Source organism: Halomonas sp. H33-56, assembly GCF_040147035.1.
GTDB classification, from domain to species: Bacteria; Pseudomonadota; Gammaproteobacteria; order Pseudomonadales; family Halomonadaceae; genus Halomonas; species Halomonas litopenaei.
Map to the genome: position 1 here is coordinate 128,715 of NZ_JAMSHP010000001.1, position 14,161 is coordinate 142,875.

14 protein-coding genes are annotated in these 14,161 nt (G+C 66.0%); 3 read left to right on the top strand and 11 right to left on the bottom strand.

The genetic code is table 11. The annotated features are described in order from the left end of the window. Window positions 1-5: 5 nt before the first annotated feature. Window positions 6-1,952, top strand: a complete 1,947-nt coding sequence (locus NFH98_RS00615) for an ATP-binding cassette domain-containing protein (RefSeq protein ID WP_108131872.1) — start codon at window positions 6-8, stop codon at window positions 1,950-1,952. Between the two features lie 73 nt (window positions 1,953-2,025). Here NFH98_RS00615 and NFH98_RS00620 read toward each other — a convergent pair whose 3' ends face one another. The 5 genes from NFH98_RS00620 to thiD form a co-directional block, all read right to left on the bottom strand. After that, a complete protein-coding gene (locus tag NFH98_RS00620) occupies window positions 2,026-3,438 on the bottom strand; it encodes a uracil-xanthine permease family protein (RefSeq protein ID WP_349622098.1) in 1,413 nt (470 codons plus the stop codon). A gap of 199 nt (window positions 3,439-3,637) precedes the next feature. After that, window positions 3,638-4,075 (bottom strand): D-aminoacyl-tRNA deacylase, encoded by a 438-nt coding sequence (gene dtd / locus NFH98_RS00625; RefSeq protein ID WP_348827398.1) that lies wholly within the window; start codon window positions 4,073-4,075, stop codon window positions 3,638-3,640. Window positions 4,076-4,155: 80 nt separating this feature from the next. Continuing rightward, on the bottom strand, window positions 4,156-4,767 hold the full coding sequence (locus tag NFH98_RS00630; RefSeq protein ID WP_348827399.1) for a chalcone isomerase family protein: 612 nt from the start codon (window positions 4,765-4,767) through the stop codon (window positions 4,156-4,158). An 86-nt stretch (window positions 4,768-4,853) separates the two neighbouring features. Continuing rightward, window positions 4,854-5,699: a universal stress protein gene (locus tag NFH98_RS00635; protein WP_045993929.1), complete on the bottom strand. Its 846-nt coding sequence runs from the start codon at window positions 5,697-5,699 to the stop codon at window positions 4,854-4,856. Window positions 5,700-5,880: 181 nt separating this feature from the next. Beyond that, window positions 5,881-6,711: a bifunctional hydroxymethylpyrimidine kinase/phosphomethylpyrimidine kinase gene (gene thiD / locus NFH98_RS00640; RefSeq protein ID WP_124805046.1), complete on the bottom strand. Its 831-nt coding sequence runs from the start codon at window positions 6,709-6,711 to the stop codon at window positions 5,881-5,883. 74 nt (window positions 6,712-6,785) lie between these two features. Here thiD and NFH98_RS00645 point away from each other — a divergent pair, with 74 nt between their 5' ends. Next, window positions 6,786-7,211 (top strand): YqaA family protein, encoded by a 426-nt coding sequence (locus tag NFH98_RS00645; protein ID WP_045993931.1) that lies wholly within the window; start codon window positions 6,786-6,788, stop codon window positions 7,209-7,211. Between the two features lie 138 nt (window positions 7,212-7,349). Here NFH98_RS00645 and NFH98_RS00650 read toward each other — a convergent pair whose 3' ends face one another. The 6 genes from NFH98_RS00650 to NFH98_RS00675 all read right to left on the bottom strand — a co-directional run bounded on the left by NFH98_RS00650 (window position 7,350) and on the right by NFH98_RS00675 (window position 13,297). Next, entirely contained in the window at window positions 7,350-8,453 is a 1,104-nt protein-coding gene (locus NFH98_RS00650; protein WP_045993932.1) for a TRAP transporter substrate-binding protein, read from the bottom strand. Window positions 8,454-8,719: 266 nt separating this feature from the next. Next, window positions 8,720-10,123: a TRAP transporter large permease gene (locus tag NFH98_RS00655; protein ID WP_108131869.1), complete on the bottom strand. Its 1,404-nt coding sequence runs from the start codon at window positions 10,121-10,123 to the stop codon at window positions 8,720-8,722. Continuing rightward, on the bottom strand, window positions 10,124-10,684 hold the full coding sequence (locus NFH98_RS00660; RefSeq protein WP_108131868.1) for a TRAP transporter small permease subunit: 561 nt from the start codon (window positions 10,682-10,684) through the stop codon (window positions 10,124-10,126). It abuts the gene before it with no gap. A 315-nt stretch (window positions 10,685-10,999) separates the two neighbouring features. Continuing rightward, window positions 11,000-11,824 (bottom strand): endonuclease/exonuclease/phosphatase family protein, encoded by an 825-nt coding sequence (locus tag NFH98_RS00665; protein ID WP_108131867.1) that lies wholly within the window; start codon window positions 11,822-11,824, stop codon window positions 11,000-11,002. Further along, on the bottom strand, window positions 11,821-12,462 hold the full coding sequence (locus NFH98_RS00670; protein ID WP_045993936.1) for a thiol:disulfide interchange protein DsbA/DsbL: 642 nt from the start codon (window positions 12,460-12,462) through the stop codon (window positions 11,821-11,823). The genes NFH98_RS00665 and NFH98_RS00670 overlap by 4 nt, the downstream gene beginning before the upstream one ends. Window positions 12,463-12,676: 214 nt before the next feature. Then, window positions 12,677-13,297: a c-type cytochrome gene (locus NFH98_RS00675; protein WP_045993937.1), complete on the bottom strand. Its 621-nt coding sequence runs from the start codon at window positions 13,295-13,297 to the stop codon at window positions 12,677-12,679. A gap of 232 nt (window positions 13,298-13,529) precedes the next feature. On the opposite strand from NFH98_RS00675, the gene yihA reads away from it, so the two are divergent. Beyond that, on the top strand, window positions 13,530-14,138 hold the full coding sequence (yihA, locus tag NFH98_RS00680) for a ribosome biogenesis GTP-binding protein YihA/YsxC (protein ID WP_108131866.1): 609 nt from the start codon (window positions 13,530-13,532) through the stop codon (window positions 14,136-14,138). Window positions 14,139-14,161 lie beyond the last annotated feature (23 nt).

A 14,161-nucleotide genomic window follows, 5' to 3' on the forward strand; every position in this document is an offset into this window, starting at 1 on the left:
CCGTGATGATTGCACTGCGCCAAGTAACCCTGCAACGCGGCGCCGAGCCGTTGTTCGAGGGTGCCGACCTGACCCTGCACGCCGGCCACAAGGCCGGTATCGTGGGCCCCAATGGCGCCGGCAAGTCCAGTCTGTTCGGCCTGATCCTCGGCGAGATCGGCGCCGACAAGGGCGCGGTCGAGATGAGTGGCGGCCAGCGCATTGCCCATATGGCGCAGGAAGTCGAGGCGCTGTCTCGCCCCATCATCGAGTACGTGCTCGACGGGGACGCGGAACTAAGGCGCACCGAGGCAGCCCTCGCCTCTGCCCAGGCCGACGGCGACCACCACCGCGAGGCCGAACTTCACGGCGCCATCGAGGCGCTGGACGGCTACAGCGCGCCAGCCCGCGCGGCCCAGTTGCTGGTCGGGCTGGGCTTCGCCCAGCACGATCTGGACAAGCCGCTGTCGGCGTTCTCCGGTGGTTGGCGCATGCGAGCCAACCTGGCGCGTACCCTGTTCATGCCCTCCGACGTGCTGCTGCTCGACGAGCCGACCAACCACCTGGATCTGGACGCGCTGCTGTGGCTAGAGCAGTGGCTGACGCGCTATCCCGGCACCCTGTTGCTGATCTCCCACGACCGCGACTTTCTCGATGCGGTGTGTGACCACATCGTGCACTTCGATCGTCGCAGCCTGGTGCTCTATCGGGGCAACTACACCACCTTCGAGCGGACCCGCGCCGAGAAGCTGGCGCTGCAGCAGGCCCAGGCCGAGAAGCAGCAGGCGCGTCGCGAGGAAATCGAGAAGTTTGTCGCCCGCTTTCGCTACAAGGCGACCAAGGCGCGCCAGGCCCAGAGCCGACTGAAGATGCTCGAGCGCATGGGCGACATCGCCCTGGCCCACGTCGATTCCCCCTTTCACTTTACCTTGCCGGCGGCGGACAAGACGTCTCATCCGCTGCTGGTGATCGATGATGCCAGCCTGGGCTATCGTCGTGAGGACGGCAGCGAGCGCACCCAGCTGTCCGACGTGAAGCTGACCCTGCTGCCGGGACAGCGCATCGGACTGCTCGGTCCCAATGGCGCGGGCAAGTCGACCCTGATCAAGTCGCTCACCGGCGATCTGCCGTTGCTCTCTGGCCGTCGGGTGCCCGGCGAGCACCTGGCGGTGGGCTACTTCGCCCAGCACCAGCTCGAAGGGCTCGATCTCAAGGCGACCCCCTTCACCCATGTTCAACGCCTGTCGCCCCAGGCCGCCGACAGCGATATCCGCAACTTCCTGGGTGGCTTCGGCTTTCCGGGAGACGACGTGTTTGCCCGGGTCGAGCTGTTCTCCGGCGGCGAGAAGGCACGCCTGGCGCTGGCCCTGATTGCCTGGCAGAAGCCCAACCTGCTGCTGCTCGACGAGCCGACCAACCACCTGGACCTGGAGATGCGCGAGGCGCTGACCGAGGCGTTGGCGTCGTTCGAAGGAACGGTGATCGTGGTATCCCACGACCGCCACCTGCTCAAGGCCACCGTGGACGAGTTCTGGAAGGTCGCCGACCATCGGGTCGAACCCTTCGATGGCGATCTGGAGGATTACCGGGCCTGGCTCAAGTCACGCCTGGAAAGCGACCGTCGCGCGGCCAGGGAAGACAAGGCCGACAGGGCCGAGGCTGGCCAGGCCGCCCCGCGGGAGGATCGCAAGGCCTCGCGCCGCGCCGCCGCCGAGCTGCGCGAGAAGCTCAGGCCCTTGAAGCGCGAGCGGGACAAGGCCGAAAAGGCCATGGAGAAGGTCCAGGCTGAACTCGGCGAGGTGGAAGCGCAGCTCGGCGACGCCGAGCTCTACACCGACGCGGCGCGCAAGCAGGAACTGACCGACTGTCTGGCGCGCCAGGGCGAGCTCAAGGCGCGCCTCGAGGAGCTGGAGGCCGACTGGCTCGCCGCCGAAGAGGCGCTCGAGGAAATGAACGAGGCGCTCTCGGGCTGAGCCACGCTCGGTTCGATAGCGCCTCGGGTCGCCGGGTCGCCCGATAGCCGGGGCGAGTGGGCGTGGCGAACGGCTATTGCGAGTCGCACCGGGATGAGGCGGGCACGCTTGCGGGAGCCGTGTCGCTGGCTTCCATGCGCGCGGCCAGCCGCTCGCGCTCGGCCTGCTCATCGGCCAGGCTCTTGTGAGGCAGCAGCAGATTGAGCAGCACGGCGGTGAGCGCCGCCACCACCACGGGTGATCCACCGATCGCTATCTCGATCGTGTCCGGCAGCGCGGCGATGGCCTGCGGCGCCGCGGCGAGCCCGAGGCCCAGCGCCAGCGCCAGGCTGGCGATGGTCATGTTGCGCCCGGACAGCTCGTCGCGGGTCAGCAGCTGGATACCGGTCATGGTGATCATGCCGAACACCGTGATGGTGGCGCCACCGAGCACCGGATAGGGAATGGTGGTCATCAGCGCGCCGAACTTCGGCATCAGTCCCGCCGCCAGCAGAAACAGCGCCGCCAGTGCCAGCACCGAACGACTGATGACCTTGGTCATGGCGACGATACCGACGTTCTGGCTGAACGACGCCGTCGGCAGTGCCGCGAACAGGGCACCGACCAGAGTGCACAGGCCGTTGCCCAGCAAGCCCCCGGACAGCTCCCGATGGCCCAGCTCGCGATTCATGCCACCGATGGTGGTAGCGGATAGATCACCGATGGTCTGCACCGAATTGACCACGCAGATGATCACCATGGACAGGATCGCCACCGGCGCGAATTCGAGCGTCACGGGGAGCGGGCGCGGCGCACTGAACCAGGCAGCCTGATGCACCGCAGTGAAGTCCACCATGCCCAGCGCGAGTGCCAGCGCGTAGCCCACCACGATGCCGCAGATGATCGCGGCGAGCTTGATGAAGCCCCGCCCGAACTGGGAAATCGCCAGCACCACGGCCAGAGTGACCAGCGCCACCAGCCACTGCCTGCCGCCACCGTAGTCGGCGCTCCCCTTGCCCCCGGCCATGTAGTGGATGGCGATGTCGTAGAGCGACAGGCCGATCACCAACACTACCACCCCCGCCACCACCGGCGGAAACAGATGACGCAGCGGGCGGATGCCGAACCCGACCAGCAGCATCGCCATGCCGCCGATCAACTGGGCGCCGAGGATGCCGCCGAGGCCATACTGGGCGCCCACGGCGGTCAGGGTGGGCACGTAGGCAAAGCCGACACCGAAGATGGTCGGCAGGCGGGCACCGAAGCGCCAGACACCGAACAGCTGGATCAGCGTCGACAGCGCCGAGGCCACCAGCGAAATCTGGATCAGCAGCAGGGTTTCGGCGGTGGAGGCGCCGATGGCACCGGAGACGATGATCGGCACCGTGATGGTACCCATGATCATGGCGAGGATGTGTTGCAGCGACAGTGGCAGGGCACGGCTCAGTGGTGGCCGGCCGTGGAAGTCGAAGACCGAGACGCTGACGGGGTAGCGGGCGTTGCTCATGGATACGATCACCGGTTGTTTTTGTATACAGGTGATTGTGGTAAATGTTTCCATAAACATCAAGGCGAGACGGGATGAGACGAGACAGCCTGGTTTACCGCCCCGCCGACATCGCGTTGCGATCGGGCTTTTGAAGATCACAAAGGTGGCACGACGCCGCGTTCGCTGCCTATTGGCGCTCGGCGCCAGGAGGGGGCTCTCAGCTCTCCAGGAGAAAGGTCACCGGCCCGTCGTTGATCAATGCCACCTGCATATTGGCGCCGAACTCGCCGCTGGCCAACGGCGCATGGCGCTGGCGGGCCTGGTCGAGCAGGTAGTGAAACAGACGATCGCCTTCGGCCGGTGGCGCCGCGCTGGAGAAGCTGGGACGCAGCCCCTTGCGGGTATCCGCGGCCAGGGTGAACTGGGACACCAGCAAGAGGCCACCGCCGGCCTGCTGCACATTGAGATTCATCTTGTCCTGGTCGTCGGCGAACACGCGATAGTGCAGCAGCTTGTGCAGCAGGCGGTCGGCCGAGGCCTCGTCATCGCCTTTTTCCACCCCGACCAGGGCCAGCAGGCCGTGGTCGATGGCGCCGACGGTGCGATCTTCGACCTCGACACTGGCACGGCGGACACGTTGGATCAGGGCTTTCATGCAGGGCTTCCTCTGGCAACAGGTGGGGGATTGCACACAGCAGGGCCCGCTAGCCTAGCACGGGCCTGCCTGGCCAGGCGTCAGCGCCCCAGCAGAGCGTCGCGGAAGTCGCGGTCCAGGGGATCTTCACCGAGCCAGATGGCGAACATGGCGTTGGCAAGCGCCTTGTCGTTGGAGCGGTACAGCGGGGCACCATTGAGCGCCAGGATCAGGCTCTCGCCATCCCAGGTCAGCGAATAGCGGTCGCCCGGCGCGACCGAGCGATAGCTGTCGACCAGCGCGGTCAGCGGGCGGCGAATCGACGGAAAGTCCACGGCACCGACCTGCTCGCGCACGGCCTCGAGGGTGGTGCTGGCGAAGTCGTCGGCCTCGATGGCATGGAAGTAGTGCAGCACCAGCCGGCGCGGGACGTCGGACTCGGGAGCGGGGCGCGGGTACCCCGCGGCCTGGTAGTAGGCGCCGGCGTAGGCGTCCCACACCAGATAGGTGAAGAGCCCGTGGCCGATCATCTCGTAGCGCCGGCCATCGTCGATCTGGGTGGCAAAGCTAGCGCTCTTGACGCTGACCTGCTGCGTCGACGTCTGGGCGTTGGCCTCGGGGGGCGCGGCCATGGTCAGGGTCAGACAGGTGATCAGGCTGACCGCGGCAAGCAGCCGAACCAGCGGGTGCTGTCGGGGTTGTCGCGAAGGCATGATGAAACTCCCGTGACATGATGTTGTACACATCATGGCGCGAGATATGACTTATGTACAGTTTTTGTAGAGCGTTCTTCCCGTGACTACCAGGCGCGGCACAGCATGATGTCGCAACGGGGCTCCGCCAGAAGACGCTTGGTAATCTGACTGCGTCGGCCCGCCTGACTGCGGTTGCCCAGTGCCAGCAGATCGGGAGGCTGACGGCGCAGATGGGCGATCAACACGTCCAGGGGGTCGCCCTGTTCCAGCACCAGTTCCAGCTCCGGCACCCGATCGAATTCCGCCATCAGGTGGTCGATCTCCTGTTCGAGCTGCTGTCTAAGTCGGATGACCTCACGATCGCGCCACTGCGCGAAGTCAGTATCGGAGCCGAGTTCGCGCTCGCCCGGCACGTCCCAGGCGTGGAGCAACTCGAGGCGGGATTCCGGAAAGTGTCGCAGGGTCTCGCGCAGGGTGCGACGGCAGGTCAGGGAGAAATCCACCGGGACCAGGATGTCGTTCCACGGCTCTGCGGGGGGCTGGCTGACGGTCAGCACCGGACAGGGGGCGCTCAACAGCACCCGGGCCAGGGTGGTACCGCCGATCAGGTCAGGGTGTCCGCGCTTGCGATGGGTGCCGAGGATGATCATCTCGGCGTTGCGATCGTGGGCCTCACGGATGATCTCGGCGTAGGGGGCGCCGGTCACCGTCTGCACCAGCAGCGGCGGTTCGGCCAGTGCGTAGTCCTCGCGCAGGTCGGTGGCGATGGCGTGGATGTCATCTACTACCGCACCTTCCAGGTCGCGCAGCACCCGGTGGGGCAGATAGGGATCCAGCACGTGCAGTACGTCGAGACGGGCGCCCATCTCGTTGGCCAGGCGGATGGCGCGGCCGAAGGCGGAACGGTTTTCTGCCGACAGGTCACAGGCAAACAGCAGGGTGCGAGTCATGGCTCTGCCCTCACGACGCCAGTGGGTGAACCTTCAGCATGGGCGGACGTGCCGATTCGCGCAAGCGACGGTGTCGTCACTCCCTGTCAGTGCACGATAGCGCTGTCCTGCGCTCGGATCAGATCAGACTGGGCGTGGCGTGGCTTTCACGGCCAGCCATCGCCCGCCACTGCTCCTGCCGCTACCACCAGGCGTGGAAGTGATGCACCGGGCCGCGCCCCTGGCCCACCGACAGCCGCCGGCTGGCGTCGAGCGCCTGGTGCAGCCAGCGCTTGGCGTCGCCGATGGCGTCGATGACCTGCGCCTCGTCGGCGTCCTGTGGCAGATGGGCCAGCTTGGCGGCGATCGCCGAGGACAGGGCACAACCGGTACCATGCAGGTTCTGGGTATCGATGCGCGGCGCCGGCAGCCAGCGATCGCCACCGGGCGAGGCCAGCAGGTCGGGACAGCTGTCACCATCGAGATGGCCACCCTTGAGTAGCACATAGGGGGCGGACAGTTGCTTGAGCGCGGGCAGCATCGCCTCCATGGCATCGGCGCTGGTGGGCGGCTCGACCCCCAGCAGTACCGCCGCCTCGGGCAGGTTGGGGGTGATCACGTCGGCCAGCGGCACCAGCACATCGCGTACCGCACTGATCCCGGCCTCATCCACCAGGATGTCGCCGCTCTTGGCTACCATCACCGGATCGAGCACGATCCAGCGGGGACGCCTGGCCTCGAGCGCTTCTCGCAGGGTCTCGGCGACCTCGCGGCTGGCGACCATGCCGATCTTCACCGCGTCGATGCGCACGTCGTCGAGCAGGTGATCGAGCTGCACCCGGATGCTCTCTGCAGCCACCGGGTGCACCTCGCGTACCCCACAGGTATTCTGCGCGATCACCGCGGTGATGACGTTGGTGGCGTAGGTGCCCAGGGCCGACAGCGTCTTGAGGTCGCCCTGGAGGCCGGCGCCGCCAGAAGGGTCGGAGCCGGCGATGGTCAGCGTGTGAGGGATGGATACGGCGTGGGACATGAAAGACACCCGAAAGTCAGCAGAAGACACAGAATACAAGAGGCGGCGCTGAGAGAGCCAATGTCGAGCGCATCATGCTGAGTCTGTTTGTCATGGCGTTCGCCAGCGCCACCCTGCTGCCCGGAGGGTCCGAGCTATGGCTGGCCGGGCTGTGGTGCCGGGGCGAAGCGCCGCTGGCGCTGTGGCTGGTGGCCACCCTGGGCAATACCCTGGGCAGTCTGGTCAATGTCGCCCTGGGCCGCTACGCCACCCAGTATGTCGATCGTCGCTGGTTTCCCGCCTCCCGGGCGGGACTGGCACGAGCCCAGCGCTGGTATCGCAAGGGCGGAGAAGCGAGTCTGCTGCTGGCCTGGCTGCCGGTGGTGGGGGATCCGCTGACGGTGCTCGCGGGAATCGCCCGGCTGCCGTGGTGGCGTGCCACGCTGTGGATCGTCGTCAGCAAGGGCGGGCGCTACGCGGTGCTGCTGTGGTTTGCCGAACGCTATTTCAGCTGCGGCTGATCACTGCTCGAGAGCGAGCGCTTTGAGCAAGGCTCGAGAGTCGACACGATGTCCGCCCGTGCCCCGAAAACGGACAGGGGCCGCGCGAGGCGGCCCCTGGGTGCTTGTGTCGGCAATGCTCGACACCTTCTGGATGGGTTACTCCTGGCCGAAGTCGGTGCCGCCGTCCGGGTTGCGGGCGTTGTAGTAGGCCTGCTCGGAGATGGCGTGGTAGTTCACCACCTTGTCCTGGAAGTCGCGGTACGACTCGTAGATGCGACCGGCGATATCGCTGGAGTCAGCCAGTTCCTGCACCACCTCGGCGGAGATCTCCTGAGCCTGGGCGAGCACGTCGTCGGGCAGCTTGCGCAGCTGGACGTCGTGTTCGTTGATCAGGGTGGCCAGGGCATCGTTGTTGCGCGCGGTGTACTCGTCCAGCACGTCCTGGTTCACGTCGCGCACCGCGGTGCGCAGGATCGCCTGAAGGTCGGCGGGCAGCTCGGCCAGGGCCTCATCGTTGACGATGGCCTCGAACATCACCGTCGGCTCATGCCAGCCCGGGTAGTAGTAGTACTCGGCGGCCTGATGCAGGCCGAAGGCCAGGTCGTTGTACGGGCCGATCCACTCGGTGGCATCGATGGCGCCGGACTGCAGCGAGGTGAAGATCTCGCCGCCGGGCATGTTGACGATGGCCACGCCCATGCGATTCATGACCTCACCACCGAGGCCCGGCATGCGCATCTTGAGGCCGTCCAGGTCGTCGACCGAATTGATTTCCTGGTTGTACCAGCCGCCCATCTGTACGCCGGAGGCGCCGGCGGTCATGACCTCGACGCCGAAGTCATCGTAGAGCTCGTTCCACAGCTCCAGGCCGCCACCATAGTGCAGCCAGGCGTTCATTTCCTGGGCGTTCATGCCGAAGGGCACGGCGGCGAAGAACTGGGCGGCGGGCGCCTTGCCCTTCCAGTAGTAGGAGGCAGAGTGGCCCATCTGGGCGGTGCCTTCGGCGACGGCGTCGAAGACCTCGAAGCCCGGTACCAGCTGGCCGGCACCGAACACCTCGATCGTCAGGCGGCCGTCGGACATTTCCTCGACCAGCTTGGCCAGACGCTCGGGACCCTGGCCGACACCGGGGAAGTTCTTCGGCCAGGAGGTGACCAGCTTCCACTCGAAGGTGTCCTGGGCCTGGGCCTGGGCTCCGACCAGCAGTAGACCGGAGGCACCGGCGAGGGTAATGGCCTTGGCGATTGAGCTGCGTTGCATGTAAGTCCCCTTTGTATGGTATTGGCGTTGTCGGGACCTGCCGGCCAGGGTAGGGCCGGCGGGTAGTTGGCGTCTCGCGGGATGGCCCGAGACGCCGTGAAGCGGGCGATGGCTCGTCGGGCAACTATAGACGCCGGGGCCCCCCCCCGGCGTGGGCTGCCGTCCACGCATCGCCAACGCGCCGGATCAGAACGGCTCCGGCAGCCAGGTGGCGAGCTGCGGGCCAGCATCGAGAGTGAAAGGGCCCGGCGCTGAGGTTTTCGGCATCAGAACTGCTCCGGCAGCCAGGTGGCCAGTTCCGGGAAGAACGAAAGGGCCAGCAGCATGCCGAGCTGCAGCACGATGAATGGAATGACGCCTCGGTAGATCGCGGACGTCGGTACCGACTCCGGGGCCACCCCGCGCAGGTAGAACAGGGCGAAGCCGAAGGGAGGTGTCAGGAAGGACGTCTGCAGGTTGATCGCGATCATGATGCCCAGCCAGATTGGATCCAGGCCCATGGCCAGCAGGATCGGACCGACGATCGGCACCACCACGAAGGTGATCTCGATGAAGTCGAGGATAAAGCCGAGCAGGAAGATCACCAGCATCACGATGATGGTGGCGCCGACTACCCCGCCAGGCATGTTCTCGAACAGATGGGTGACCAGCTCTTCACCGCCGTAGGCGCGGAATACCAGTGAAAACAGTGCCGCGCCGATCAGGATCAGGAACACCATGGTGGTGACGTGGGTGGTGGAGCGCAGCACGTCCTTGAGCGTGGCCAGATCGAGGCGACGATAGGCCAGGGCCAGCACCAGGGCGCCGAAGGCACCCACCGCGGAAGCCTCGGTGGGGGTGGCCAGTCCGGCCAGGATCGAGCCGAGCACCGCGACGATCAGCACGATGGGCGGCACCAGGCCCTTTAGCAGCAACAGGCCGATGCCCGAGGTGTGGCCCAGCTCGGCCATCAGTTCCTGGCGATCGGCGGCAGGGGCGGCGCTGGGCTTGAACAGCGCCACCAGGCTGACGTAGACGATATACACCAGCACCAGGATCAGGCCCGGGACCAGCGCCCCCATGAACAGATCGCCCACCGACACCGTCTTGGGACTGAAGATGCCCATGGACAGCTGGGCCTGCTGGTAGGCGCTGGACAGCACGTCACCAAGCAGCACCAGCGCGATGGACGGCGGAATGATCTGACCCAGGGTGCCGGTGGCGCAGATGGTGCCGGTGGCCAGCGACTGGCTGTAGCCGCGCTTGAGCATGGTCGGCAGCGACATCAGGCCCATGGTGACCACGGTGGCGCCGACGATGCCGGTGGAAGCGGCCAGCATCATGCCGACCAGGGTCACCGAGATGCCGAGTCCGCCGCGCAGCGAGCCGAACAGCAGGGCCATGGCGTCGAGCAGGGTTTCGGCGACCTTGGACTTCTCGAGCAGCACCCCCATCAACACGAACAAGGGTACCGCCAGCAGGGTGGTGTTGGTCATGATGCCGTAGAGGCGATTGGGGAAGGCGTTGAGGTAGCTGCCGTCGAAGTTGGCATCGATGCCGAGGGACTCCAGGCCGTAGCCGAGCCCGGCAAAGGCCAGGGCGGTACCGGCCAGCGACAGCGCGACCGGAAAACCGAACATCAAGACCGTACAGATGACACCGAACAGCACCAGGGGCATGAACTCCAGCATTTACAGGTGCTCCTCGTCGGCGTCATGGGGAAGGGCGTTGGGGTCGAGACGTCCCTTTAAAATCAGGATGTTGCGATAGATCTCGACGATGCCCTGGACAATCATCAGCACGGCGAAGGCCGGTATCAGCGTCTTCAGCAGGAACACCCCGGGGATGCCGCCGGCGTCGGGCGAGCCCTCGAAGATGGCCCAGGACTTGCCGACGTAGCCGAGGCTGGTGGCGATCACGAAGCCCATCACCGGCAGCAGCAGCAGCAGGGTACCGAGCAGGTCGACCAGCGCCTTGCGCCTGGGCGACATCGCCCGATAGAAGATGTCGACGCGCACGTGTCCGCCGTGCTTCAGGGTGTAGGCCGCCGCCAGCATGAACACGGCGGCGTGCATGTACATCACCGATTCCTGCATGGGGATGCTGTTGACGCTGAAGGCATAGCGCAGCACCACGATCAGGAACTGGATGATCATCATCGCCAGGATCAGCCAGGAAAGGCCCCTGCCAAGGCGTTCGGAGAAGGCGTCCAGGGCCGCCAGTGGCCCCGGCAAGCCGGAAGATGTAGACATTAGGAACTCGCTGGTGGTGTCAGGGCGATCATTGTCCAGGCTGGCGCCCGGGCACGCCGTCGCCAGGGCAGGACGTCGGCTTGCCGGGGGGACCTGGCGTCATGGATAGTGTGGCACGCGGAGACATTAGCGAATCTCGGTGCACGTCAACGCTGACTATACGGCAGTCGAGGTAGCACTGTCATGACACCAAAAGTCGAGGTCCGCTGGCGTGTCGTCCGCCGCCGACAGGATGGCTCTGGCGGGTGGGTCGGGCGTGCGGCTCAGACGGGTAGCTCAGGTGGGAAGCTCAGGTGGGAAATTCAGGCGAGCGGTTCAGGCAGGTTGCTCGGGCTGATCGGCCTGGATAGCGGCGAGGCAGGGCTGGGGCAGGCGAATATCGACGGCCACCGGCAGGTGGTCCGAAAACAGTCGGTCGAGGACTTCGGCCTCATCGGCCTCCAGCGACGACGACAGCAGGATATGGTCCAGCGCTCGGCTGGGGCGCCAGGAAGGGTAGCTCAGTGCCGGTCGCACCGGATGCAGCGGCAACGAGGCGCAGAAGCGGTCGTGGGCGTGCAGGCGATCCGGGGTGCAGTTCAGGTCTCCCATCACCACCACGTGCTTGAGTGGCTGGATCAGCTCGCTGAGGTAGTCGAGCTGCAGGTTCTGGGTGCGCTGGCCCAGGGCCAGGTGGGCGACGAACAGGTGCAGGGCCTCGGGGCCCTGGCCGAAGCGTGCATGGATGGCGCCCCGGCCGGGCAGGGTCCCCGGCAGGCGGTGCTCCTCGATGCGGCTGGGTGCCAGCCGGGAGAGCAGGCCATTGCTGTGCTGGGCAAGTCGACCGAGGTTGCGGTTGAGCTGCTGATAGTGGTGGGGGAAGCCGCCTTGCCCCGCCAGGTACTCGAGCTGATTGACCTGGTTCGAGCGAAAGCTGCCGCCGTCCACCTCCTGTAGCCCCACCATGTCGAAGTGCGACAGCACCTCGGCGATCATGTCCAGACGTCGTTGCCGACGCGGGTGAGGCAACAGGTGCTGCCAGCTACGGGTGAGGTAGTGGTGGTAGGCCGAGGTCTGGATACCCACCTGCAGGTTGAAGGTCACCAGCCTCAGGTGACCTCTGTCCAGCGTGGGGTGGCGTTCCTCGGCCAGTGACGTCATTGGGCTCCAGACTCCTGTTCGCTGCGGATCTGCTCCACCAGCGCCTCGGCGATGCGCGGCATGTTGTCGAGGCTGCCGGCGGTGCTCGGCGAGACGATGTAGCGACCATCGACGATCAGCGCGGGGACGCCCATCAGTTCGAGGTTGCGCATGGTGGCGCTGGCGCGATTGATCTGGGACTTCACGCCGAAGCCGTCCAGCGCCTTGAGCGCCTGCTCTTCGCTGACACCGTAGTCGCTGAAGAAGGCGGCGATGTCTGCTGGCTCGGTAAGCTGCTCGCCTTCCTGGTGGATGGCGTCGAAGAAGTCCTCGTGCACCTCGTCGAGGATCTCGAGCTGCTGGGCGGCATAGAAGGCCTTGGCGTGCTTGACCCAGGTCTCGCCCAGGGTGGCCGGCATGCGTTCGAACTCGACGTCATCGGGCAGCTCGGCGACCCAGGCATTGAGCGGATCTTCCAGCGAGTAGCAGTGCGGGCAGCCATACCAGAACACTTCGGTCACGTTGATCTTGCCATCGTCGCTGCCCAGCTCGACCTGATTGGGGGCGACGGTGTAGTCCTCGCCCTCGGTGATCGAGGCGGCGACCGCCATGGTCGACAGGCTAAGGCCAGCGAGGCCCATCATCAGTGACTTCAGCATAGAATGTTTTCTCCTTGATTGAGGCGGGCATGCCATGGCGGCGCGAGGGCGCGACGAACCTGGAGCCGCAAAGCGAACGCTGTTTTGAGTCTACAACGTTCGAAGGGTTCCCGAATATCCCGATTGGGCAGGCGTCGCATGTCTATCTTTGCTGGTAAACGCAACGGGGCGGCCACAAGGGCCGCCCCGCGGGACGCATCGAAAGGTGAATCGATCAGTGCAGGCCCTGGACGTAGTTGGCCACGGCTTCCATGTCGGCATCGCTCATCTTGGCGGCGATGTCGGCCATCACGCCACCGGGGCTGTTGGCGCGGGCGCCGGAGGCGAATGCCTGGAGAGTGCTGACCACATAGCCGGCGTGCTGGCCGGAAAGCCCCGGATAGACCGCCGAGCCGATGCCGCTGCCGGTCGGGCCATGGCAGGCGCTGCAGGCCGGGATGCCCTTGGCCAGGTCGCCAGCGCGGTAGAGCGCCTCGCCGCGCTCGAGCAACGCCTCGTCATCCTTGGCCTGCCCCACCACCGGGTCCTGGCCGGCGAAGAAGGCGGCCACGTCCCAGGCGTCCTGGTCGCTGAAGTTGTCCACCTGCCCCGCCATCTGCGGCACCGGACGGGTGCCGTCACGGATGTCGATGATCTGCTTGGCCAGGTAGGAGGCCTGCTGGCCGGCCAGGTTGGGGAAGGTCGGCGCGATACTGGCGCCGGTCTGGCCGTGGCAGGCGGCGCAGGCGGTAGCCTTGTCGCGTCCTGCGGCGGCGTCTGCGTCACTCTGGAGGTCGGCATGGGCGGCGCCGACGACGCCGATGGAGATTGCCAGGCTTGCCAGTAACTGTCTCATCGCTAGTTCACTTATGCCGTTTTAATGTTTTCACGGTCCCGCGGAAGGCGTGGCCTTCACTGCAGGGGGAAGCGCCCGCGCTGAGGCCGGTCGCTGGCGACAGCGGCACAATGTTATGATGATTCCCCGGGTCGCAGCCGCCTCAAAGCTTACTATAACCAAACACCCCGGGGGCGGGAATGCCAGGGCCCTCGACCCTACCTTTGATCACCGTCAGGATTTCTTCCATCTCATGGCTTTCAACTACTCCTTGGCCCGATTCCTCACCAGTGCGCCGACGCTGGCCCGATGCCCCGAAGACAGTGGTGTCGAGGTCGCCTTTGCCGGACGTTCCAATGCCGGAAAGTCCAGCGCGATCAACACCATCACCCAACAGAAGGCGCTCGCGCGCACCTCCAAGACGCCGGGTCGCACCCAGCTCATCAACGTCTTTTCGCTGGGCGAGGACAGCGAGCGCCGGCTGGTGGACCTGCCCGGCTACGGCTACGCCAAGGTGCCCGAAAAGGTCAAATTGGAGTGGCAGCGCCACCTGGCCGAATACCTCCAGAAGCGAGCTTCGCTCAAGGGGCTGGTGCTGGTGATGGACGTGCGTCACCCATTGACCGAGTTCGACCTGGCGCTGCTGGATGTGGCCGATGAGCGCGACCTGCCGGTGCATATCCTGCTGACCAAGGCCGACAAGCTGAAGCAGGGCGCGGCCAAGAATGCCTTGCAGCAGGTGCGCTCGCGGCTGCGTGAGTGGGAGGACCTGGTCAGCGTGCAGCTTTTCTCGGCGCTCAAGCGCCAGGGCGTCGACGAGGCCCATCGGCGCCTGGACGGCTGGCTTGCGCACGAAGGCTAGCCAGCCTGACGAGCCCTAGCCAG